Here is a 20,372-nt window from a genome sequence, read left to right as displayed (position 1 = left end):
TTGCGGCCCCTCTAACTTCCCTAACAAGAAATACATAACTTTTAGTAGAAGCGCGCCGTTTCGGTGGACAACCGAGAAACGGCACGGCGAACAGCGTTTTGCACGGCAGGTAAAGCCCGGCTTTCCAGCAGGGAGGGCCGCGCCATGATCCTCGCTCTGCTCAACCAGAAAGGCGGTGTCGGCAAGACCACGCTCGCCACGCACATCGCGGGCGAACTGGCGATGCGCGGCCAGCATGTCGTCCTGCTCGATGCCGACCCGCAGGGTTCATCCCTGGACTGGACGCAGCGCAGAAGCCAGCAAGGCTTGCCACGGCTGTTCAGCGCCGTGGGCCTCGCACGCGAAACGCTGCATCAGGAAGCGCCAGAACTCGCCAGGCGGGCCGATCACGTCATCATCGACGGGCCGCCGCGCATCGCCGCCTTGGCGCGCTCCGCGCTGCTGGCGGCCGAGCGCGTGCTGATCCCGGTGCAGCCCAGCCCTTACGACCTCTGGGCCAGCTCGGAAATGGTTTCGCTGATCCGCGAGGCGCAGGTGTTCCGGCCGCTGCTCCGCGCGGCCTTCGTCATCAACCGGCGCGTCAGCACCACCATCATCGGGCGCGAGGCGCGGCAATCGCTCGCCGAACAGCCGCTGCCCGCCCTGCGCTCGGAGGTGCATCAGCGCATCGTCTTCGCCGACAGCGTGGCCGCTGGCCGGCTCGCACGCGAGACAGCGCCCGACAGTGCCGCCGCCCGCGAAATCACCGCCCTGGTGGACGAACTGCTGCGGTGGCCGACATGACAGCGCAGCAGCCACCCAACAGCAAACGCACGGGCAAGCGCGTCGGCATCGGCGCACGTCCGCCCGCGAATCCACACGCTGAGGCGTGGATTCGCCAAGGCGACGCCGATGTGCTGGGCAAAGGCGATCTCTACACCGCGCGCCTGACCCTCGACATCACGCCCGCCATGCGGGCGCGCATCAAGGTGTCGGCCTTCACGCAAGGCGTGACCGTGGCCGACCTGCTGCGCGGTCTGCTGGAACGGGAGTTTCCACCGGAGAACACACCATGACCACATCCGCTTTGCCTGCCGCGAACGCGGCACCGGCTGCGCTGCCGCTGCATCCCGTAGCACTCGCCGGACAGGCCGGCAACGTGCCGCTGACGCGCGTTTCGCTGGCCTATCTCGAACACCGCTTCAAGCTCTACCTGCGCTTCGGCGAACCCGCACGCACTCTGCGCCTGGACGACTGGCGGCGCTGCGCGGTGTTCCTGCCGAGCGCGATGTTCTGCCGCATCCGCTGGCAGGCCAACGACTACGGCACGATCCGCTGGCAACTCATGGTGATGCAGGCTTGCACACCGCTGGACGCGGCGCAGCGCATCCCCGGTGTTCAGCCGGGCGCGCGCTTGTTGCTGCACACCGAAGGCGATGCCAACGTGCGCGCTGTGCTGGAGCGCATCGACGGCATCGAGGCGCTGCGCATCGCAGCCATCGACGTGTCGCCCGCGTACTGGCGCACGCTGGGCAACCGTCTTGCGGCTCGCCTTGCGCTGCCCGAATACACCGCCGAGCGGCATACCGCCTGGCTGGCCGGGAAGGTGCTGCCATGACGGCCCCGACCACCACGGCCAACGCGCCCGCCGTGCCGCCGCGTCCTCGCTCACGCCTGCGCGCTCGCATCGTGCTGGGGACACTGGCCGCCATCGCCTTCGCTGCGCTGGCCTGGTCGGCTTTCGTGTCGCCGCTGCCGCGCCTGACCTACAACCCGTCCGACAGCGTGGCGGTCGGCTGGTATCGCATCGACCCGTTCGACCCGCGCACCGTCTCGCTGCCACGTCCGTTGTCCGTGGACAGCATCGTGCTGGTGCCGCTGCCGGCCAGGGCCGCCATGCTGGCTGCACAGCGCGGCTACCTGCCGACCCGCGTGCCGCTGCTCAAACGTGTGGGCGCAGTCGCGCCGCAACACGTCTGCATCGTCGCCGGTCAGGTACGCATCGACGGCGTGCCTGCGGCCGCCGTTCTGCCGACCGACCGGCTGGGTCGGCCGCTGCCGTCCTTGCAGCTTTGCCGCCGTCTCGAACCGGACGAACTGTTCCTGTTGAGCGTGACCAATCCGGCATCGTTCGACAGCCGCTACTTCGGCCCGGTCAGCGCATCCGCCGTGATCGGCGTCGCGCATCCGGTGTGGCTGGAGTCCCGCCCATGATGGCCGCCGATTCGCTGCGCTTCGGCGTGCCATCGGGCATGTCGTTCCGCTGGCTGCTGCCGTGTCGCCGCGCCTGCCGTGCGGGTGCATTCGCACCGCACGTCGCGCTGCATCCGGCGCAGCCTTCCAACGTGCAGGCGTCTTGCCTCGAACGCGCCCGGCCTGCGGCCATGGCCGCGTTCGCCGGCGCGCTGGCTGCTCACGCAGCAGCGCCGCCGGGCCGCCGGTGCCTGGAGCGAGAGCGGAAGGCAAAGGCGGAAGGCAAGACAAAAGGACGCGGCACCGGGCCGCGTCGAAAGCCTGTCTGCACGTGGGGGTGGCGCGGCACGCAGCGGCTTCGCCGCCGTGCCGCGTGGGGCGCGAGGCCCGCGCCAATGCAGGCATGTCCGCGTGCTTCGCACGACAGGACACGCCGTAACTTGCAGGGAGCACAGCCATGACCGACCGCCGCGACGACGATTTCCGAGTTCGCCCCAGCGCCCCGAAGAACCGTGGCAAGGGCCAAGGGCAGAGCTTCGTTTCCAATGTGCTCAAGCAGGCAGGCAAAGCCAGCAGCGGCAAGTCGGCGGTGCGCCGTCCTGGGGCGGCCGGCACCGGCCAGCGGCCCGGCTCGCGCCTGGGGCGCGGCCACACGGCGGCGCGCTTCGCGGGCGCGAAGCTGACGCCCATGTCGCGGCGCGTGACCATCAAGACCTTGCTGGTGAATCACCAGCGGGCCAGCCCGCAGTCGCTCGCCAAGCACCTGCGCTACATCGAGCGCGACGGCGCGGGCCGCGATGGCGAACCCGGCCGGGCCTACGGGCCACAGGCCGACGAAGCTGACCTCGATGCCTTCAAAGAACGCTGCGCCGACGACCGGCACCATTTCCGCTTCATCGTCTCGCCGGAGGACGGGGCCGAGCTGGACGACCTGCGCACCTACACCCGGCATCTGGTGAACCGCATGGAAGCCGACCTGGGCACGCGGCTGGATTGGGTGGCGGTGGATCACTGGAACACCGACAACCCGCACACCCACCTGATCGTGCGCGGGCGCGATGAGACCGGCAAAGACCTCATCATCGCGGGCGACTACATCGCCCACGGTTTCCGCCATCGGGCCGCCGAACTGGTGACCGAATGGCTGGGGCCGCGCACCAAACTGGAGATCCAGCAGACCTTGGGGCGCGAGGTGGAGCAAGAGCGATGGACGAGCCTCGACCGCACGCTGCAACGCGAGGCCGGCGAGGATGGTCGGGTGCGGGTCGAACGCTTCAACGAACCCCGGCTGCAACGCCAGCGCCTGCTGCTGATCGGCCGCCTGCAGCGCTTGCAGCGCCTGGGCCTGGCCGACGAGACGCAGGCCGGCTCCTGGGCCATCCATGCCGATGCCGAAAAGACCTTGCGCGCATTGGGCGAGCGTGGCGACATCATCCGCACCATGCAGCGGGCCATGAGCGGCCAGCCGCGCGAACTGGCAGTGTTCGAGCCGGGCGAGGATGGCCGCGCCGTCATCGGCCGCGTGGCCGCCAAGGGCTTGGCCGACGAACTGCACGACCGGGGCTATCTGGTCATCGACGGCACGGACGGCAAGGCCCACTACGTCGCACTGAACGCCCGTGACGAGCTGGCGAACTACCCCACGGGCGCGGTGGTGGAAGCGAAGGGTTCGGCCGATTTGCGCGCCGCCGACAAGAACATCGCTGCGCTGGCGAGCGATGGCCTGTACCGTGCCGATCATCACCTGGCAATCGAACAGGGCCGGGCCACGCCCGGACGCGACCCGCAGAAGGTTGTCGCTGCCCACGTCCGGCGGCTGGAAGCGTTGCGCCGGGCTGGCATCGTGGAGCGTGTGGCAGAGGGGCTATGGAAGGTGCCGGACGACCTGACCGAGCGTGGCCGCCAGTACGATGCGCAGCGCCTGGGCGGCGTGGCCGTGGAAATGAAGTCGCACCTGCCCATCGAGCGGCAGGCGCGCGTGATCGGCGCGACCTGGCTTGACCAGCAATTGATCGGCGGCGGCCGTGGGCTGGGCGATATGGGCTTTGGCGGCGATGCGAAGCAGGCCATGCAGCAGCGCGCCGACTTCCTTGAAGAACAGGGACTGGCGCAGCGGCGCGGGCAACGCGTGATCCTCGCCCGCAATCTGCTGGTTACGCTGCGCAATCGGGAGCTGGCGCAAGCCGCCAAGGACATCGCGGCGGAAACCGGGCTGGAGCATCGCGCGGTGGCCGACGGGCAGCGTGTGGCCGGTATCTACCGGCGTTCCGTCATGCTCGCCAGCGGGCGCTACGCGATGCTCGATGACGGCATGGGATTCAGCCTAGTGCCGTGGCGGCCGGTGATCGAAGAGCGGCTGGGGCAGAAGATCGCCGCAACGATGCGCAGCAGCGGTGTGTCATGGACGTTTGGACAGTCTCGTGGTCATGGACTTGGCTAAGCGAAGAGTAGATGTCCGCAAGGCACTCTGATGTAACCTACACCACTCCAAACTGTCATAGCCGAGGGCCCGTGCCATGCATGCAATGATCCAATGGAAGGTCAAGCCCGATCAAGTTGAAACAGAACTTGAGCTTTTGGCCGCTGTATACGAAGAGTTGCAGCAGCGCGAACCAGGAAACTTGGACTACTCGACATTTCAGCTTGATGACAAGGTGTCGTTTATCGCCTTTGCAAACATGCCCAAAGGTCTGGGTGTTCTCGGTGATTTGGCGGCATTTCAGCTATATCGCTCCACCCTTGACGATAGGTGTGAGCAAACACCGTCGGTCACGGTACTGCGTGAGGTCGGCTTGTACACGTCTGTGCCACGTAGGTTCGGGTGAGGGCGGCCCTCGATCCTAGAACGCAGCCAGAGAATCAGCATGCGTTCGTTGTGCAATGAGTCGATTCCGGCGATTTCTGTTCACCCCTTTGTACTCTGCATCTGCAACTTCCGGTCATCGGCACCGATGAGAAAACCATGGCGCTTGAACCAAGTCTCCATGGGAATCGTCACTAGCGGAGGAATGGCAGCGAGCAAAGCGATGTTCGTTACCCACCACGGCCATTGCAGTCGTCGGGCAGCGATGATGGAAACTACAACGTAGAACAAGAAAGCGACGCCATGCAAGCGTCCAAACAGCCAGACACCCAGCTCTGTGGTTTCTGTTGCGTACTTGAGGAAGAGACCGACCAACAGACCGGCCCATGTCAAACCTTCAAGCAGACAAGCAAGTGCAAAGAGTCGTCCGATGCCAGTCATTTTTGTCGAGTTCATATCTGCCTTTCAGCTTGACTCGACATGGAAAGAGTGGCGACACCATCATTGGCTGACGCAGGCTCGGCGCTGGCTCCGTGCAGGAACATCTTGTCAACGATTCCTGACATTCCAAGCGTGGCAATCTCGCCCCTCTGGGCTGACTCGATAGCGGCGTAGAGCAGAAAATCATACGACTTCGCCAGCCACCTTGCTGGCATGTCAATCCGAAAAACGCCTGCCTTCTGCCCGCGCAAAAAGAAATCTTCGAGCGCATCGCTAAAGAACGAAGGCGCGTAACCCTTGACGTCGTGGTCTTTAGCGTCCCCGAGGTTCACCCACATGGCTGCGTTCCAGAACAGGTAGAACTCACGGCCGGTCATCAGGTGATCGGTCAGACGATGGAGGGCCTGCGCAAAAGGGGGCTGGACGAGATCTGCTTTCTCCAGCGCTTCTCGCATGTGTCGTTCGGCACGCTGCATCAGCAGATCAATCACTCCCTCACGCGTTGTGCAGATTCGATAGAGAGTGCCCTTGGAAGTACCCGCTGCACGCGCGAGCTGTTGAAGGTTTGCTCTTGGGTGTTGGGACACCGCCAGTGCCAGCGCACCTGCCAGCTTGTCATCCAGTTCGATGGTCATGAGTGTGTAAGCCGTTGATTCATTTCTGGACTCATTTGAGTCCACGTAGGTTCAGATAAGTCAACTACTGCGAATCCGCACAGCATAACGCATCATGCAAACTAAGTCCAATCAGCTATTGCTGAGTCTAAGTTGACTCAATCAAGTCCATATGGCACTATCGGGTTCTATGCTGTCACAGAAAGGTGAGACATGAATTCCCGAAGGCCCCTCAAGGCGAAATACACAGTCAGGCTGGCAGCGCTCGCGTTGAGTGCCCCTTTGCTGCTCTTAGGGTGCGGCGGCGATCAGTCGGATCCCGGACAACAACCCACAGGTCAACCTGTACAGGTAAATGCACAAACCATTGAGCCAGCGGCCCATGCCGTCATCAGCGAGTTGCCAGGGCGAATTTCGCCCGCACGCGTCGCCGAAGTGCGGGCGCGCATCGCCGGAATCGTGCAAAAAAGGCATTTCGTGGAAGGAGCCTCAGTCAAACAGGGTGATTTGCTCTTCACCATTGAGCCGGCGCCGTTCGAGGCCGCTTTGGCACGTGCGCGCGGCTCGCTTGCGCAAGCTGAAGCCCAACTCAAGCAGGCAGAGTCTGTGGCGCGACGCTACGAACCGCTTGCGAAGGCGAACGCAGTAAGCCAGCAGGAGTACGACGATGCGGTTGCAGCGATGCAAACCGCACAGGCCCGCCGGGTGTCCGCACAGGCTGAGGTGAGAACCGCGCAACTTGACCTGAGCTACGCCACGGTTCGCGCTCCGATATCGGGGCGCGTAGGACGGAGCCTAGTCAGCGAAGGCGCGCTGGTCGGCCAGGGTGAAACGACTCCGATGGCGCTGATCCAGCAGATGGATCCGATTTATGCCGACTTCACTCAGCCGGCGAATGAAGTGCTGAGGCTTCGCGAAGCCATTGCGAATGGCAAATTGTCCGCCGACAGCAAGGGCCAGCCACCCGTCAGCATCAGCGTAGATGGCACGCAGTACAAAGCTCAGGGCCGCTTGATGTTCTCCGATGTGACGGTCGATCAAGGCACGGGACAAGTCATGCTGCGCGGCCTTTTCCCCAACCCCGACGGCGTCCTGCTGCCAGGTATGTATGTGCGAGTCAGTACCGAGCAAGGTATTGACCAAAAAGCCATCTTCGTCCCTCAGCGAGCGGTGTTGCGCGGGCCGGACGGTGTGGCCAAGGTCATGAAGATTTCAGCGGAAGGCACTGCGCAGGAGCAGCCAGTGCAAACCGGAGTGATGAGCGGCCCGCAATGGCAGATCACCGAGGGTTTGAAAGCGGGTGACAAGGTGATTGTCGATGGTGCGGAGAAATTGGCTCCCGGCACGCCAGTCGTCGTCAAGGCACCCGCCGAGCAGGGTGAAAACAAGAAGTAACCCTTGAATGCCGCGCAATCGCGTGGCGCACACCCTGATACGTGCTGACCCGACGGATATTTCAATGCCAAATTTCTTTATACATCGACCTAATTTTGCGTGGGTCATCGCAATTTTCATTGCATTAACGGGGTTGCTGGCGCTGTCGTCGTTGCCCGTTGCGCAGTATCCGACGGTGGCACCACCACAGATTCTCATCAACGCAACGTATCCCGGCGCATCGGCGGAAGTCGTCAAGAACAGCGTGACCAGCTTGATCGAGGAAGAGCTGAATGGCGCGAAGGGACTGCTGTATTACGAGTCTCAAAGTAACAGTGCTGGTATCTCCGAGACCTACGTAACCTTCCAGCCAGGAACCGACCCAGATCTGGCGCAAGTGGACGTGCAGAACCGCATCAAGCGTGTTGAGTCACGTCTGCCGCAGGCCGTCATGCAACAGGGATTGCAGGTCGCACAAGCCAGCGCCAACTTCCTGTTGATCTACGCCCTTACCTACAAGGAAGGCGACAAGAACCCGGTCGGCTTGGCGGACTATGCGGCGCGCAACATCAACAATGAAATCCGAAGGGTGCCTGGTGTCGGCCGCGTGCAGATGTTCGCTGCCGAACGTGCGATGCGCATTTGGATTGATCCGGCCAAGTTGGTCGGGTACAGCCTCTCGGTGGCAGACGTTGATCGCGCGATCGCGGCGCAGAACGCTCAGGTACCGGGTGGCAGCATTGGCGACCAGCCAGGCCCGAAGGATCAGGAAATCGCAGCGACCATCATGGTTCAAGGGCAACTGGTTTCCCCGGATGAGTTCTCTCGCATCGTGCTTCGTGCAAACGCGGATGGCTCGACTGTAAGGCTTGGCGATGTGGCACGCATCGAAGTTGGAAGCCAGGACTATCGGTTTTCTTCGCGGCTGAATGGGCGGCCTGCTGCTGCGATGGCCGTTCAGTTGTCTCCAGGCGCGAATGCGCTGAAGACCGCCGAAGGCGTGAAGGCGCGGTTGCAAGAATTGTCAGCTGGGTTTCCTGAGGAAATCTCATACAGCGTTCCTTACGACACCTCGCGCTTCGTTGAAGTTGCCATCAACAAAGTTCTTCAAACGCTGGTTGAAGCGATCATTCTGGTTTTCCTCGTGATGCTGCTGTTCTTGCAGAACGTGCGCTACACATTGATCCCCGCCATCGTAGTGCCGGTGTCGCTCCTGGGTACTCTCGCCCTGATGTTGCCGTTTGGCTTCTCGGTGAACATGATGACGATGTTCGGCATGGTGCTGGCAATCGGCATCTTGGTTGACGACGCCATCGTGGTCGTGGAGAACGTCGAACGCATCATGTCCGAAGAAGGTCTGTCGCCGAAGGAGGCGACGATCAAGGCCATGAAGCAGATCAGCGGCGCCATTGTCGGCATCACGTTGGTGCTGTCTGCGGTGTTCCTGCCGCTGGCCTTCATGAGCGGTTCTGTCGGCGTCATCTACCGGCAGTTCTCCGTCTCGCTGGCAATCTCGATCCTATTCTCAGGCTTCCTGGCCCTCACGCTGACGCCCGCGCTTTGCGCGACCCTGATCAAGCCTATTCCCAAAGGCCATCACGAAGAGAAGAAAGGGTTCTTCGGTTGGTTCAACCGCATGTTCGGGCGCATCACCAATGGCTATTCGTCAACCACAGCGCGACTTCTGAAGAGAACCGGCCGGGTGATGTTGATGTACTTGGCGATTGTCGCCGTACTGGTGTTTGCCTACATCCGGCTGCCGTCCGCCTTCCTGCCGACCGAAGACCAAGGCTACATGATCACTGACATTCAGTTGGCCCCGGGCGCTACCCTCCCGCGCACGCAGGCCACTGCCGAGCAAATGGAGCAGTACCAACTGTCACGGCCTGCAGTGAAAGACACGATTTCCGTGCTGGGCTTCAGTTTCTCGGGCATGGGGCAAAACGCTGGCCTGGCATTCACGATGTTCAAGGATTGGGCCGATCGTTCAAGCGAGGAATCGGCTATGAACGAGGTCAACCAGGCCAACGGCGCCTACCAAGGCATTGGCGACGGGACTTTGTTTGCTGTCGTTCCGCCGTCAATTGCAGGCATGGGCAACTCGGCAGGTTTTGCGCTGCGTTTGCAAGACCGCGGGGGCCTGGGCCGCGAAGCGCTCTTCGCCGCAGGCGACGAACTGATGGGCAAAGTTTATCAATCAGGCATGTTTGCCTACATCATGATTGAAGGCTTGAAGGACGCGCCACAGTTGGATCTGCGTATCGACCGTGACAAGGCCGAGGCACTAGGTGTGTCGTTCGATACGATCAACAGCTCGTTGTCCACGGCGTTTGGCTCCGCCCTAGTGAATGAGTTTCCGAACTCTGGCCGCATGCAGCGTGTGATCGTGCAAGCCGAGCCGGGAAGTCGCGCGACGCCCGAATCGTTGGGCAAGCTCTACGTGCCTAACCGTTCCGGGAAGTTGGTGGCACTTGAGGCATTCAGCGAAATCGGCTGGAAGACTGGGCCGGTGCAGATCGTTCGCTACAACGGCTATCCGAGCATCAAGTTCACCGGCAACGTCGCGCCTGGCCTTAGCAGTGGCGAGGGCATGAAGGAGATTGAGCGGATCGTGTCCGAATTGCCCAAGGGAATCGGTTACGAATGGACGGGTCTGTCCTATCAGGAAAAAGCGGCAGGCTCTCAGGCTCCGCTGTTGTTGGCGCTAGCTTTGATGGTGGTGTTCCTGATCCTAGTGGCACTCTATGAGAGTTGGAAGATTCCCATGTCGGTGCTGCTGATCGTGCCAATTGGTGCGCTAGGCGCAGTAGCCGCCGCCACGTTGGTTGGTATGCCGAACGATGTGTATTTCAAGGTCGGTCTAGTGACCATCATCGGTCTTGCGGCCAAGAACGCCATCCTCATCATTGAGTTCGCCAAGGATCTGCATGCACAGGGCAAGCCACTCGTAGAGTCGGCAATGGAAGCCGCACGCCTTCGCTTCAGGCCCATTGTGATGACCTCGCTAGCTTTCATCCTTGGTGTGGTGCCGCTCGCCATCGCCACTGGCGCAGGCGCCGAAAGTCAGCGCGCCATCGGTACCGGCGTCATCGGGGGAATGCTGAGCGCGACCATTCTCGGTGTGTTGTTTGTGCCTGTTTTCTTCGTTTGGGTGCTGTCTGTCATCAAGTCACGCCGACGCACCGGCTCGGACGCTGCCACGGAGGCTCAGGAAAATGCGTAATGCAAAATTGGTTCTGCTGTTGACTGCATCCGCATTCGTATTGAGCGCGTGCTCGCTTGCTCCCACCTACCAGCAGCCGCCCGCTCCGGTGCCAAGCAACTATCCATTCGTGGCTGATGCCGTGAATGGAGCTGGCATGGCGATGCCAGCCTGGGATGAGTTTATTGAAGATGCGAACCTTCGTTCGCTTGTGCAAGCCGCGCTGGTTCACAACCGCGACCTTCGGCAAGCACTGCTCAATATCCAGGCGGCTCAGGCGCAATACGGTATCCAAAGAGCTGAAAGGCTACCCACGATAGGCGCAAATGGCGCCTTGGATCGCCAGAGGATTCCTGACGCGGTTAGCCCAAATAGACAAGGCGGCGTGCAGTCCACCTATCGCGCGGATGTTGGCCTGAGCGCTTTCGAGCTTGACCTGTTCGGTCGTACGAGGAATCTGTCCGAAGCTGCGCTGCAAGAGTATCTAGCCACCGAACAGGCGGCGCGTGGTGTGCGCATCAGCTTGGTGGCGAATGTCAGTGAGGCTTATGTTCGCTATACGACAACGCAAGCCCGTATCACGCTGACGCGGCAAACCGTGAAAGCGCGGGAGACGTCGCTCGAACTCGTGCGCCTGCGTCGAGAGGTAGGGGCCGCTGGGGAAGTTGACTTGCAGGAAGCCATCGGCCTAGTCGAACAAGCCACAACGGAGTTGCTGCGCACCGAGAGGGAAAGCGAGCAAGCGCGAAATGCCCTGCAACTGCTGGTTGGAGAAGTTGGGCTGAATGCGCACATTGCGGCTTCATCCACTAGCCAAGTGCTATTTCAGGACGTTCAGGCCGGGATGCCTTCCGAGCTTTTGGCGCGACGTCCTGACATTGTGGCGTCGGAGCACCGCATCCAGGCGCGTAACGCGGACATCGGCGCGGCCCGCGCCGCGTTCTTCCCGCGCATCACGCTCACCGGATCGTTTGGAAGCGCGAGTCCAGAGCTATCCGACCTGTTCTCGTCCGGTACTCGGGCTTGGCAGTTCATGCCTCAAGTCAATCTCCCCATCTTCGCTGGTGGAAGGAATCGAGCAAACCTGAGCTTGGCACAGGTTCGTAAAGAATCCTCGATCGTCGAATACGAGAAGGCCATCCAGACTGCATTCACGGAAGTGGCTGACGCGCTCGTGGCCCGATCCACATTGCAGAAGCAGTTGGCCTCACAGGAGAGGCTTGCTTCCAGCAGTGAACAGACCCTACGCCTAGCAGAACTCCGCTATCGCGGTGGTGTGGATAGCCACCTTCGTTATCTCGACGCACAACGTCAGGATTTCTCCAACCAGTTAGCAGTGCTTGATACCTGGGCGGCGCTGCAAAACAGTCGGATTGCGCTCTATAAGGCGCTCGGCGGAGAGGAGCAATAGCTTCATCCAACTCGCTACATCAGCGGCAATCGCTAGAAAGCCAGGTAGTTTCATTTTCTGCATATCGCATATTTTCAAAGGAGATTTCCATGATTCTTGTAACAGGCGCATCTGGGCAGTTGGCGAGGTTGGTTATTGAGCACCTGATGGCACTCGTTCCCGCACAGCAGATCGTTGCCGCTGTGCGGCATCCCGAGAAGGTCGCAGACCTGGCGGCAAGAGGTGTTGTCGTTCGTCTTGCGGATTACGACAAGCCTGAGCACTGGGCTGATGCTCTTCAAGGTGTCGAGAAGGTGCTTCTCATCTCAGGCACTGAGGTCGGCACCAGGGTTCGACAACATCAAAACGTGATTGAAGCCGTAGCTGCGAGCGGGTCAGTCAAGCTTTTGGCGTACACGAGCATGTTGCGCGCAGACAGCTCAAAGGTTCCCTACGTGAGCGAAGACCGCGAGACGGAACGCCTGATTCGGGAAACCGGCGTTCCGTACGTCTTTCTGCGGCTTGGCTGGTACACCGAAAACTGCACGATGAATGCGGGTTACGCGGTGCAGGAAGGCAAGCTCTATGGCTGCGCACAGAACGGTCGAATCTCCGGCGCAAGCCGTAGCGACTATGCCGAGGCCGCCGCTACCGTTCTCACAGCCGCGGGACAGATGAAGCCGGTTTACGAACTGGCAGGCAGCACCAGCTTCACACTTTCTGAAGTGGCAGCCGAAATATCCCGGCAGTCAGGGCATCCAGTCGAATATGTCGACCTCTCTCAGCAAGATTATCAGGCGCTGCTGGAAAACTACGGCTTACCGAGCGGGCTATCGAAAACTTTGGCACTTGCAGTCACAGGCGCGGCTAATGGAGACGGTTACAGCGAGAGCGACGATCTGGCGCAGCTAATTGGCCGCTCCACAAGATCGCTCGCCACGGTCGTTGAAAACGCTTTGAGGACGGAGGTGGGTAAAGAATGAAGAGCTATCTATTCCTAGTCATAGCCATTCTCGGTGAAGTTGGCGCGACCAGTGCGCTTAAGGCATCGGATGGCTTCACGAAGCTATGGCCGGCAATCCTTTCGGTACTTGGCTACGGGATCGCGTTCTACTTTCTTTCCCTGACGTTGCGCACCATTCCCGTCGGAATTGCATACGCAATCTGGGCAGGTGTGGGCATCGTATTCATGGCGCTGATCGGCCTCGTGGCTTTCGGTCAGAAGTTGGACGCGCCAGCGATGGTCGGGATTGCACTGATCCTTGCAGGTGTCCTGACGATCAACGTGTTCTCAGCTTCAGCGCATCACTAGTTTCCAACGCGGGCGAACTATCCAAGAAGCCACAACGCAGCTGCGCTGAGTAATTCCTGTTTTCACTGAAGAAAGGAGAGAATCATGAAAGGTCTTGACGGTAAGCGGTTCATCATCGCTGGAGGTGCTACGGGAATTGGTGCGGCAACGGTAGAGCGCCTTGTCTCCGAAGGAGCGCATGTAGCCATCGGGGATATCAATGCGTCAAGCGCACGCGCGACCGCCGAACGCATGAATGAAGCCGGTGGCAGTACTTTTGCGGTTGAGTTCGACTTCGCAGATGAATCATCCATTCGTGATCTGATAAAAAAATCGGTTTCATTACTGGGTGGTGTCGATGGGATATTTAATGTTGGAGCCGATCTATCCCAAGAAACTATGAGCCGTGATCTCGACATTCTGTCAATGGACGTAGCCGTATGGCGAAGGACGATGGAGGTAAACCTTTTTGGCTATGCCCTCAGCTGTCGTGAAGTTATTCCCTATCTCCTGGAGAGAGGCGGTGGAGCGATAGTTAACACCAGCTCCGGCGCTGCTCTCGGCGGCGAACCGATGCGGCCTGCCTATGCGGCATCCAAAGCGGGCGTGAGTGCGCTGACCCGCCATATCTCGTCACGATGGGGGCGAGAGGGTATTCGTTGCAACGCCGTTGCTCCCGGTATCGTTCTAACGGAGGCGCTGCAACGCCACGATATCAGCGAGCTGAAGAAGGCTGCGGAATTCTCGCTCCGAACGCCGCGTCTTGGCGAACCTGAAGATTTGGCCGCCGTTGCAACATTCTTGCTCTCTGAAGATTCAGCCTATGTCAGCGGGCAGGTCTGGTCTGTCAACGGCGGCTGGACTCTGCGCGAATAGCAAGCCATTCGGCCTATATCCCATTAATTACTCCAACTTGGAACGACCATGCCAAAAATATTTCATTCTTTGATTATGGTATTTGCTATTTCGGCAGCGATGCTCGGCAATGTATCCGCACAAACGCGTGACCTTGCCATGGAAGAGTCGAACCGCAAGCTCGTTGTCGACTTTTACAACCAGTTCTTCAATCAGCATGACACGGTCAAAGCTGCGGAATCCGTTGCCGAAAACTATCTCCCTCATAACCCTCTTCTGCCAGACGGGAAAAAGGCATTTGTCGATTTTTTCAATGGTTTCTTCCAGGGTAATCCTGACGCGAAGGCTCAAATCATTCGCAGCGGTACAGATGGAGATTTGGTTTTCCTGCATGTGCATTTCAAAGTCAATACCTCGGATCGAGGACAGGCCCTCGTCGATATCTTCCGGGTGAAAGACGGAAAGATCATTGAGCATTGGGATGTGATGCAGGTGGTTCCCGAGAATGCTGCCAATACCAATACCATGTTCTGAAATGGTTGCATATCCGCAGATTGGTCAGCACGAATTCACCGTGCTGACCACTGCACGTAGCCGAAGGAGGCAGTAGATGGAGCTTCGCCATCTTCGCTGTTTCTTGGCCGTCGCTGAAGAACTACACTTCGCGCGAGCGGCTGAGCGACTGCACATAGAACAGTCGCCTTTGTCGCGCGCCATCAAGGAGCTGGAAGAAGACCTAGGCGAACAGTTGTTCGTTCGTACCAGTCGCAGCACGCGTCTGACGCGCGCCGGCAAGCTGTTCCTTGAGCACGTGCCGCGTGTGTTCGCCGCCTTGCAGCAGGCCCGCGACAGCGTGAAGGCCGCGGCTAATGGCTTTCACGGTCAGTTGCGCATTGCGCTGTCCGATGGCATCACTCCTTCGCGCCTGCCAGCCTTACTTGCGCTCTGCCGACAGGAGGAACCCGAGGTCGATATTCGCCTGTTCCAAGTGCCTTTGTCTCAGCAACTAAAGGGGCTGCAAGATGACCTTTACGACGTGGGTTTTGCACAATCTGATGAGGTAAGCGACGGTATCACAGCCGAAGCGGTGTGGAATGACCCGCTGATGGTGGCCGTACCTGCGCGCCACCATCTGCTCAAGTTCAAGCGCATTCCGCTGCATGATCTGCTTCAATTCCCGCTGGTGTTATGCGACCCGCAGGCGTGCGAGGGACACGCCCGCCAAGTCGAACGGGTGCTGCGGCGTTCTGACCGTGAACCCCTGATCGCAGAGCGCGTCGCCTCTTTCGAACTCATGATGGTAGTGGTATCGGCAGGGTTCGCTTTGGGCCTGGCCGGCGCGCCGCACATTGCAGCAAGCCGGGAGCTTGGAGTGGTAGCCCGGCCCTTGGCTGGACGCTCGCCCCTGCTGACGACGTATTTACTGCGGCGCGAGTGCGAGGTTTCAGAAGTGCTGGCCCGATTCATCGAAAGGGTGCAGGCCATCGACTTGCCGGAAGGCACGAGGCCCGCGCTACCTCGTGAACCTGATCCCCTGGAGGAAATCGAGCTATGAGGCGAATGACACCCCTGCTTCTGATCGCGGTGCTAACGGGCTGCGGCCCGTCGGAGGCGCCGAAGCCGCCCAACTTGCCAACTGTGGAAGAACTGGCCGCCGATCCGACACGCTTGAAGGAATTGCGCCAGAAATGCAAGACCGACCGTGCGACGCTTGGCGACGTGTTATGCAACCGGGTGGCCGAGGCCACGCGAAAGAGATTCTATGGCGACGGAAAGACACCCTACACGCCGCCTGAAACACCTCCGAAGTTCTGATCGCCGACCTTTTTCAAAAAGCTTTTCCCTTCGGAGTCAACACGCCGCAGCGCGCCCACGCCTGCGGCATTTTTATTGATTTTGCCACAACCTGAAACGATGCTTTTTGCATCATCTTGTTTCCGATAACAGTCTTTGACCGGCACTGACCCGGCACTGATCCTCGCTCTATGCGGCACGTCCTTGTGCCGTTCTTGGACGAGGAAAAGCGCAGGAATATCGGAGGCCAGTCAATGCAAGCTCAGGGCGTGCTGTTTGGGCAGATCGCCGCCGTCTTCGGCATCGTGATCGCCGGCGTATGGAGTGCAACGCAATGGACAGCCGCCGCCCTGGGTTATCAACTACGCCTTGGCTCGCCGTGGTTTGATTTCTTCGGAACGCCGGTCTATCACCCTTGGCGGCTGTTCGAGTGGTGGTTCTTCTTCGATGCCTATGCACCGCATGTCTTCGATATAGGCGGGGCCATCGCGGGCGGCAGCGGCCTCGTGGCCGTGGTCGTCGCCATTGCCATGTCGGTGTGGCGCTCGCGGCAATCACGCCTCGTCACCACCTACGGTTCGGCGCGCTGGGCCGAAGCGGACGACATTCGCAAGGCCGGGCTGACACAGCCGGCCGGCATCTTCCTCGGCAAGTACCGCAACGAGTACCTGCGACATGAAGGCCCGGAACACGTCCTGACCTTCGCGCCCACGCGCTCGGGCAAGGGTGTTGGGCTGGTCGTTCCCACGTTGTTGAGCTGGCCCGCGTCAGCGGTCATCCACGACATAAAAGGCGAGAACTGGCAGATCACCGCAGGCTGGCGCAGCCGGTTCAGCCATTGCCTGCTGTTCAACCCGACCGATGCGAAGTCAGCGGCCTACAACCCGCTGCTGGAGGTTCGGCGCGGCGCACATGAAGTGCGTGACGTACAGAACATTGCGGACATTCTCGTTGACCCCGAAGGCGCGCTGGAGAAGCGCAACCACTGGGAGAAGACTTCGCACGCGCTGCTGGTCGGGGCCATCCTGCATGTGCTCTATGCGGGCGAGGACAAGACGCTGCGCGGCGTTGCCAACTTCCTGTCCGACCCGGCCAGCCCGTTCGAGCTGACTTTGCATCGGATGATGACGACGAAGCACCTGGGCCATGCACCGCACCCTGTCGTCGCATCCGCCGCCCGCGAAGTGCTGAACAAGTCGGACAACGAGCGTTCGGGCGTGCTGTCCACGGCCATGTCGTTCCTCGGCCTGTACCGCGACCCGACCGTGGCAGAAGTGACCTCGCGCTGCGACTGGCGCATCGCCGACCTGATCGCATCCGAGCATCCCGTCTCGCTGTATCTCGTAGTGCCGCCCTCGGACATTTCGCGGACGAAGCCGCTCATTCGCCTGATCCTCAACCAGATCGGCCGGCGGCTCACCGAATCGCTCGACGGCAGCGACGGCATCGAGCGTCGCCACAAGCTGCTGCTGATGCTTGACGAGTTTCCGGCCCTGGGCCGACTCGACTTCTTCGAGACGGCGCTGGCCTTCATGGCGGGCTACGGCATCCGCAGCTTCCTCATCGCGCAGTCGCTCAACCAGATCGACAAAGCCTACGGCCAGAACCATTCGATTCTGGACAACTGCCACGTCCGCGTGACTTTTTCGACCAACGACGAACGCACGGCCAAACGGGTTTCGGAAACGCTGGGCACCGCCACCGAACTGCGCGCCCAGCGCAACTATGCCGGGCACAGATTGGCCCCGTGGCTGGGGCACCTGATGGTGTCGCGGCAGGAGACGGCCCGGCCGCTGCTGACGCCCGGCGAAGTCATGCAGCTTCCGACCGACGAAGCCGTGGTGATGGTGTCCAGCGTCGCGCCGATCAAGGCGAAGAAGCTGCGCTACTACGCCGACGCGAATTTCAAGAACCGCGTTTTGCCGCCGCCTGCGCTTGCGGCGCGGCAGTACGCCGATGCGCCACCGGCCCGGCCCAACGACTGGAGCGGCCTGGCGATTCCCGCAGTACCAGCGGCCCCGGCTGCGAGCATGCCCAGCGATGGCGCAGGCACCGCCGATGACGGCGGCCCACGCCGCCAGCCAGAGCTATCCGAAGTCGCCGAATACAGCCCCGAACCGCAGCCCGCCGGCAATGACCTGGCGCTGCTCGATGACGACGACGACCTGCCGCTGCCGCTTCCCGGCCAGCTCGACCCGGCCATGCAGCGCACGGCCCGGCTGGCTTCCCTCGACCCCAACGACGGAATCGACCTATGAGCCAATACCGCCTCAACCTGTTCATCCAGCCCGAGCACGCCAAGCGCCTCGAAGAACTAGCCGCCAAGAAAGGCGTGTCCAAATCGTCCATCGTCGCGGCGGCGCTCGCATCGTGGCTGTCGCCCGATGCAGGCGACCAGCGCGAGGCGGCCATCGCCAAGCGGCTCGATCGCCTGTCGCGCCAGGCCGAGCGCCTGGAGCGCGACCAGAACATCCAGATCGAAACGCTGGCGCTGTTCATCCGCTACTTCCTGACGGTCAGCACGCCGGTTCCCGAAGCCCATCAAGACGCGGCGCGCGCCCAAGGCCGGGCACGCTTCGAGCAATTCGTTGAACAGTTGGGCCGCCACCTGCTGCGCGGCCGCAGCCTGGTGCGGGACGTAGTGGACGAACTGCACCCCGACCCGGTGCGAATGGATGACGCGGCGGCGCTGGCCGAAGCGCAGGAGCGTGCCTCATGAGCGCCCTTCCGCAGACCCCGCCCGAACGCTCGTCCACCGCGGCTTCGCTGGATCGCCGCATCCAGATGCTGCGCACGGCAATGGGGCCGGTCATCGCCAGCGCGCTGGCCGATCCCGACGTGGTGGAAATCATGCTCAACCCCGATCGCACCCTATGGGTAGATCGGCTGTCCTCGGGCCGCATGCCGCTGGGCGTGGAACTGTCCGAAGACGATGGCGAACGCATCATCCGACTGGTAGCCGCGCACGTTGGCGCGGAGGTGCATCGCGGGCGGCCGCTGCTGACGGCCGAGCTGCCCGAAACCGGCGAGCGGTTCGAGGGCATCTTGCCGCCGGCTGCGCCTGGGCCAGCCTTCGCGCTGCGCAAGCGCGCCGTGAGCATCATCGGGCTGGATCGCTACGTCGCCGATGGCATCCTGACCACCGCGCAGGCCGAGTTCCTGCGCCGCGCCGTGCGCGAGCGCCAGAACATCCTGATCGCCGGGGCGACGAGCAGTGGCAAGACCACGCTCGCCAATGCCTTGCTTGCGGAAATCGCCGCCACGGGCGACCGCGTGCTGGTGCTCGAAGACACCATCGAGCTGCAATGCGCGGCCCGCGACCATGTGCCGCTGCGCACCCGCGCGGGCGTCGTGTCCATGACCGAGCTGGTGCGCGCCACGATGCGCCTGCGCCCCGACCGCGTGATCGTCGGCGAAGTGCGCGGCGGCGAAGCTCTGGACTTGGTGAAGGTCTGGGGCACCGGCCACCCCGGCGGCATCGCCACCATCCACGCCGGTTCCGCGCTGGGCGCATTGCTGCGCCTGGAACAGTTGATTCTCGAAGTGGCGGTGAACCCGCCGCGTGCGCTGATCGCCGAGGCGGTCAACGTCGTGATCCACATCGCCGGACGCGGCCGCAAGCGCCGCGTGGAAAGCATCGCCCGCGTCGTCGGCTTCGACGGTGTGGGCTACCGCCTGGCGGACGCGCTGGAAACGCCGTTTCCCGAGCTGACGCCGGTTCCTCTCGCAGCCGATGCCGCTGCGCCTTCCTTGTCCCCTGACCAACCTGGAGAACTGCCATGACGCAGATGCACATTCCTGCTTCCCGTATTTCCGTAAATCCGGCTTCGACCATCGCACGCCTGCGGCGGCTGGTCGGCCCCGCGCACCACGGCCTGCTGCTGGCCGCCGTCATGCTAATGACGGCGGGCACGGCGAAGGCATCCGGTTCCTCGATGCCATGGGAAGGCCCTCTGCAATCCATTCTGGAGTCGATTCAGGGGCCGGTGGCACGCATCGTCGCGGTCATCATCATCATCGCCACCGGCCTCGCGCTGGCCTTCGGCGACACATCGGGCGGATTCCGCAAGCTGATCCAGATCGTGTTCGGCCTGTCCATCGCGTTCGCGGCTTCGAGCTTCTTCCTGTCGTTCTTCAGCTTCTCCGGCGGGGCCGTCGTATGAGCGGGCCGGACAGCTTCGCGGCCGGCTTCGAGGTGCCGCTGCATCGCTCGCTGACCGAACCGCTTTTGATGGGCGGCGCACCGCGCACCGTGGCGATCGCCAACGGCACGCTGGCCGCCGCCGTCGGCCTGGGCCTGCAACTCTGGATTCCCGGTGTCGTGCTCTGGATCGTCGGTCATTCGCTGGCGGTGTGGGGCGCACGGGTCGATCCGCAGTTCATGCAGGTCTTCGCCCGGCACATCAAGCACAAGCCGCTGCTGGACGTGTAGGGGG

Annotated in this window: 24 protein-coding genes; 21 read left to right on the top strand and 3 right to left on the bottom strand. The window is 61.7% G+C overall.

The features are described from left to right. The first annotated feature begins 144 nt into the window (after positions 1-144). The 7 genes from parA to WD006_RS01380 all read left to right on the top strand — a co-directional run bounded on the left by parA (position 145) and on the right by WD006_RS01380 (position 4,997). Positions 145-783, top strand: a complete 639-nt coding sequence (gene parA, locus WD006_RS01410) for a ParA family partition ATPase (RefSeq protein ID WP_004883061.1) — start codon at positions 145-147, stop codon at positions 781-783. Then, a complete protein-coding gene (locus WD006_RS01405; protein ID WP_048257333.1) occupies positions 780-1,055 on the top strand; it encodes a hypothetical protein in 276 nt (91 codons plus the stop codon). Before parA ends, WD006_RS01405 begins: the two co-directional genes overlap by 4 nt. Continuing rightward, on the top strand, positions 1,052-1,597 hold the full coding sequence (locus tag WD006_RS01400) for a DUF2840 domain-containing protein (RefSeq protein ID WP_048257334.1): 546 nt from the start codon (positions 1,052-1,054) through the stop codon (positions 1,595-1,597). Before WD006_RS01405 ends, WD006_RS01400 begins: the two co-directional genes overlap by 4 nt. Next, positions 1,594-2,193, top strand: a complete 600-nt coding sequence (locus WD006_RS01395; protein WP_077176576.1) for a S26 family signal peptidase — start codon at positions 1,594-1,596, stop codon at positions 2,191-2,193. The genes WD006_RS01400 and WD006_RS01395 overlap by 4 nt, the downstream gene beginning before the upstream one ends. Continuing rightward, entirely contained in the window at positions 2,190-2,633 is a 444-nt protein-coding gene (locus WD006_RS01390) for a hypothetical protein (protein WP_077176575.1), read from the top strand. The genes WD006_RS01395 and WD006_RS01390 overlap by 4 nt, the downstream gene beginning before the upstream one ends. Continuing rightward, the gene (locus WD006_RS01385) at positions 2,630-4,612 is read left to right on the top strand and encodes a relaxase/mobilization nuclease domain-containing protein (protein ID WP_060544811.1); all 1,983 of its coding nucleotides are present in this window, start codon (positions 2,630-2,632) and stop codon (positions 4,610-4,612) included. Before WD006_RS01390 ends, WD006_RS01385 begins: the two co-directional genes overlap by 4 nt. Before the next feature lie 76 nt (positions 4,613-4,688). Further along, positions 4,689-4,997 (top strand): antibiotic biosynthesis monooxygenase, encoded by a 309-nt coding sequence (locus WD006_RS01380; RefSeq protein ID WP_048257316.1) that lies wholly within the window; start codon positions 4,689-4,691, stop codon positions 4,995-4,997. 80 nt (positions 4,998-5,077) lie between these two features. On the opposite strand, the gene WD006_RS01375 is transcribed toward WD006_RS01380, so the two are convergent. Together WD006_RS01375 and WD006_RS01370 are read right to left on the bottom strand one after the other, a co-directional pair. Then, positions 5,078-5,431, bottom strand: coding sequence for a DUF3817 domain-containing protein (locus WD006_RS01375; RefSeq protein ID WP_200900573.1), 354 nt, complete (start codon positions 5,429-5,431; stop codon positions 5,078-5,080). After that, a complete protein-coding gene (locus tag WD006_RS01370; protein ID WP_152678089.1) occupies positions 5,428-6,051 on the bottom strand; it encodes a TetR/AcrR family transcriptional regulator in 624 nt (207 codons plus the stop codon). The genes WD006_RS01375 and WD006_RS01370 overlap by 4 nt, the downstream gene beginning before the upstream one ends. Positions 6,052-6,243: 192 nt before the next feature. On the opposite strand from WD006_RS01370, the gene WD006_RS01365 reads away from it, so the two are divergent. The 9 genes from WD006_RS01365 to WD006_RS01325 all read left to right on the top strand — a co-directional run bounded on the left by WD006_RS01365 (position 6,244) and on the right by WD006_RS01325 (position 15,957). Continuing rightward, complete coding sequence (locus WD006_RS01365; RefSeq protein ID WP_048257318.1) at positions 6,244-7,425, top strand: efflux RND transporter periplasmic adaptor subunit; 1,182 nt, start codon at positions 6,244-6,246, stop codon at positions 7,423-7,425. A gap of 64 nt (positions 7,426-7,489) precedes the next feature. Beyond that, the gene (locus WD006_RS01360; protein ID WP_060544813.1) at positions 7,490-10,627 is read left to right on the top strand and encodes an efflux RND transporter permease subunit; all 3,138 of its coding nucleotides are present in this window, start codon (positions 7,490-7,492) and stop codon (positions 10,625-10,627) included. Then, the gene (locus WD006_RS01355; protein WP_048257319.1) at positions 10,620-12,017 is read left to right on the top strand and encodes an efflux transporter outer membrane subunit; all 1,398 of its coding nucleotides are present in this window, start codon (positions 10,620-10,622) and stop codon (positions 12,015-12,017) included. The genes WD006_RS01360 and WD006_RS01355 overlap by 8 nt, the downstream gene beginning before the upstream one ends. Before the next feature lie 89 nt (positions 12,018-12,106). Further along, positions 12,107-12,979, top strand: coding sequence for an SDR family oxidoreductase (locus tag WD006_RS01350; protein WP_060544814.1), 873 nt, complete (start codon positions 12,107-12,109; stop codon positions 12,977-12,979). Continuing rightward, entirely contained in the window at positions 12,976-13,308 is a 333-nt protein-coding gene (locus WD006_RS01345) for a DMT family transporter (protein ID WP_048257321.1), read from the top strand. Before WD006_RS01350 ends, WD006_RS01345 begins: the two co-directional genes overlap by 4 nt. A gap of 84 nt (positions 13,309-13,392) precedes the next feature. Beyond that, a complete protein-coding gene (locus tag WD006_RS01340) occupies positions 13,393-14,163 on the top strand; it encodes an SDR family NAD(P)-dependent oxidoreductase (RefSeq protein WP_048257322.1) in 771 nt (256 codons plus the stop codon). 48 nt (positions 14,164-14,211) lie between these two features. After that, positions 14,212-14,676: a nuclear transport factor 2 family protein gene (locus WD006_RS01335; RefSeq protein ID WP_060544815.1), complete on the top strand. Its 465-nt coding sequence runs from the start codon at positions 14,212-14,214 to the stop codon at positions 14,674-14,676. 76 nt (positions 14,677-14,752) lie between these two features. Beyond that, positions 14,753-15,697 carry a LysR family transcriptional regulator gene (locus tag WD006_RS01330; RefSeq protein ID WP_048257324.1) on the top strand — a complete coding sequence of 315 codons (945 nt, stop codon included), beginning with the start codon at positions 14,753-14,755 and terminating at the stop codon, positions 15,695-15,697. Beyond that, complete coding sequence (locus WD006_RS01325; RefSeq protein WP_060544816.1) at positions 15,694-15,957, top strand: EexN family lipoprotein; 264 nt, start codon at positions 15,694-15,696, stop codon at positions 15,955-15,957. Before WD006_RS01330 ends, WD006_RS01325 begins: the two co-directional genes overlap by 4 nt. On the opposite strand, the gene WD006_RS01320 is transcribed toward WD006_RS01325, so the two are convergent. Continuing rightward, positions 15,924-16,103: a hypothetical protein gene (locus WD006_RS01320; RefSeq protein ID WP_048257325.1), complete on the bottom strand. Its 180-nt coding sequence runs from the start codon at positions 16,101-16,103 to the stop codon at positions 15,924-15,926. The two genes, WD006_RS01325 and WD006_RS01320, sit on opposite strands and share 34 nt — an antisense overlap. A gap of 87 nt (positions 16,104-16,190) precedes the next feature. Here WD006_RS01320 and WD006_RS01315 point away from each other — a divergent pair, with 87 nt between their 5' ends. The 5 genes from WD006_RS01315 to WD006_RS01295 are packed head-to-tail and all read left to right on the top strand — an operon-like array spanning position 16,191 to position 20,368. Further along, positions 16,191-18,194: a conjugal transfer protein TraG gene (locus tag WD006_RS01315; RefSeq protein ID WP_060544817.1), complete on the top strand. Its 2,004-nt coding sequence runs from the start codon at positions 16,191-16,193 to the stop codon at positions 18,192-18,194. Next, positions 18,191-18,655 carry a ribbon-helix-helix protein, CopG family gene (locus tag WD006_RS01310; RefSeq protein ID WP_048257327.1) on the top strand — a complete coding sequence of 155 codons (465 nt, stop codon included), beginning with the start codon at positions 18,191-18,193 and terminating at the stop codon, positions 18,653-18,655. Before WD006_RS01315 ends, WD006_RS01310 begins: the two co-directional genes overlap by 4 nt. Further along, positions 18,652-19,719, top strand: coding sequence for a P-type conjugative transfer ATPase TrbB (trbB, locus tag WD006_RS01305; protein WP_060544818.1), 1,068 nt, complete (start codon positions 18,652-18,654; stop codon positions 19,717-19,719). Before WD006_RS01310 ends, trbB begins: the two co-directional genes overlap by 4 nt. After that, the gene (locus WD006_RS01300) at positions 19,716-20,099 is read left to right on the top strand and encodes a TrbC/VirB2 family protein (RefSeq protein ID WP_048257309.1); all 384 of its coding nucleotides are present in this window, start codon (positions 19,716-19,718) and stop codon (positions 20,097-20,099) included. The genes trbB and WD006_RS01300 overlap by 4 nt, the downstream gene beginning before the upstream one ends. Then, positions 20,096-20,368, top strand: coding sequence for a VirB3 family type IV secretion system protein (locus WD006_RS01295; RefSeq protein ID WP_004883097.1), 273 nt, complete (start codon positions 20,096-20,098; stop codon positions 20,366-20,368). Before WD006_RS01300 ends, WD006_RS01295 begins: the two co-directional genes overlap by 4 nt. Positions 20,369-20,372 lie beyond the last annotated feature (4 nt).

This window comes from Cupriavidus sp. Met-2 (assembly GCF_049843575.1).
GTDB classification, from domain to species: Bacteria; Pseudomonadota; Gammaproteobacteria; order Burkholderiales; family Burkholderiaceae; genus Cupriavidus; species Cupriavidus metallidurans.
This window is presented reverse-complemented; position numbering and strand designations above follow the sequence as displayed.

Coding starts and splice junctions, on each gene's coding strand:
- WD006_RS01335 (WP_060544815.1), top strand. CDS start 14,212: ATGCCAAAAATATTTCATTCTTTGATTATGGTATTTGCTATTTCGGCA.
- WD006_RS01340 (WP_048257322.1), top strand. CDS start 13,393: ATGAAAGGTCTTGACGGTAAGCGGTTCATCATCGCTGGAGGTGCTACG.
- WD006_RS01350 (WP_060544814.1), top strand. CDS start 12,107: ATGATTCTTGTAACAGGCGCATCTGGGCAGTTGGCGAGGTTGGTTATT.
- WD006_RS01300 (WP_048257309.1), top strand. CDS start 19,716: ATGACGCAGATGCACATTCCTGCTTCCCGTATTTCCGTAAATCCGGCT.
- WD006_RS01360 (WP_060544813.1), top strand. CDS start 7,490: ATGCCAAATTTCTTTATACATCGACCTAATTTTGCGTGGGTCATCGCA.
- WD006_RS01370 (WP_152678089.1), bottom strand. CDS start 6,051: ATGACCATCGAACTGGATGACAAGCTGGCAGGTGCGCTGGCACTGGCG.
- trbB (WP_060544818.1), top strand. CDS start 18,652: ATGAGCGCCCTTCCGCAGACCCCGCCCGAACGCTCGTCCACCGCGGCT.
- WD006_RS01345 (WP_048257321.1), top strand. CDS start 12,976: ATGAAGAGCTATCTATTCCTAGTCATAGCCATTCTCGGTGAAGTTGGC.
- WD006_RS01400 (WP_048257334.1), top strand. CDS start 1,052: ATGACCACATCCGCTTTGCCTGCCGCGAACGCGGCACCGGCTGCGCTG.
- WD006_RS01310 (WP_048257327.1), top strand. CDS start 18,191: ATGAGCCAATACCGCCTCAACCTGTTCATCCAGCCCGAGCACGCCAAG.
- WD006_RS01395 (WP_077176576.1), top strand. CDS start 1,594: ATGACGGCCCCGACCACCACGGCCAACGCGCCCGCCGTGCCGCCGCGT.
- WD006_RS01380 (WP_048257316.1), top strand. CDS start 4,689: ATGCATGCAATGATCCAATGGAAGGTCAAGCCCGATCAAGTTGAAACA.
- WD006_RS01365 (WP_048257318.1), top strand. CDS start 6,244: ATGAATTCCCGAAGGCCCCTCAAGGCGAAATACACAGTCAGGCTGGCA.
- WD006_RS01385 (WP_060544811.1), top strand. CDS start 2,630: ATGACCGACCGCCGCGACGACGATTTCCGAGTTCGCCCCAGCGCCCCG.
- parA (WP_004883061.1), top strand. CDS start 145: ATGATCCTCGCTCTGCTCAACCAGAAAGGCGGTGTCGGCAAGACCACG.
- WD006_RS01315 (WP_060544817.1), top strand. CDS start 16,191: ATGCAAGCTCAGGGCGTGCTGTTTGGGCAGATCGCCGCCGTCTTCGGC.
- WD006_RS01295 (WP_004883097.1), top strand. CDS start 20,096: ATGAGCGGGCCGGACAGCTTCGCGGCCGGCTTCGAGGTGCCGCTGCAT.
- WD006_RS01355 (WP_048257319.1), top strand. CDS start 10,620: ATGCGTAATGCAAAATTGGTTCTGCTGTTGACTGCATCCGCATTCGTA.
- WD006_RS01375 (WP_200900573.1), bottom strand. CDS start 5,431: ATGAACTCGACAAAAATGACTGGCATCGGACGACTCTTTGCACTTGCT.
- WD006_RS01330 (WP_048257324.1), top strand. CDS start 14,753: ATGGAGCTTCGCCATCTTCGCTGTTTCTTGGCCGTCGCTGAAGAACTA.
- WD006_RS01405 (WP_048257333.1), top strand. CDS start 780: ATGACAGCGCAGCAGCCACCCAACAGCAAACGCACGGGCAAGCGCGTC.
- WD006_RS01325 (WP_060544816.1), top strand. CDS start 15,694: ATGAGGCGAATGACACCCCTGCTTCTGATCGCGGTGCTAACGGGCTGC.
- WD006_RS01390 (WP_077176575.1), top strand. CDS start 2,190: ATGATGGCCGCCGATTCGCTGCGCTTCGGCGTGCCATCGGGCATGTCG.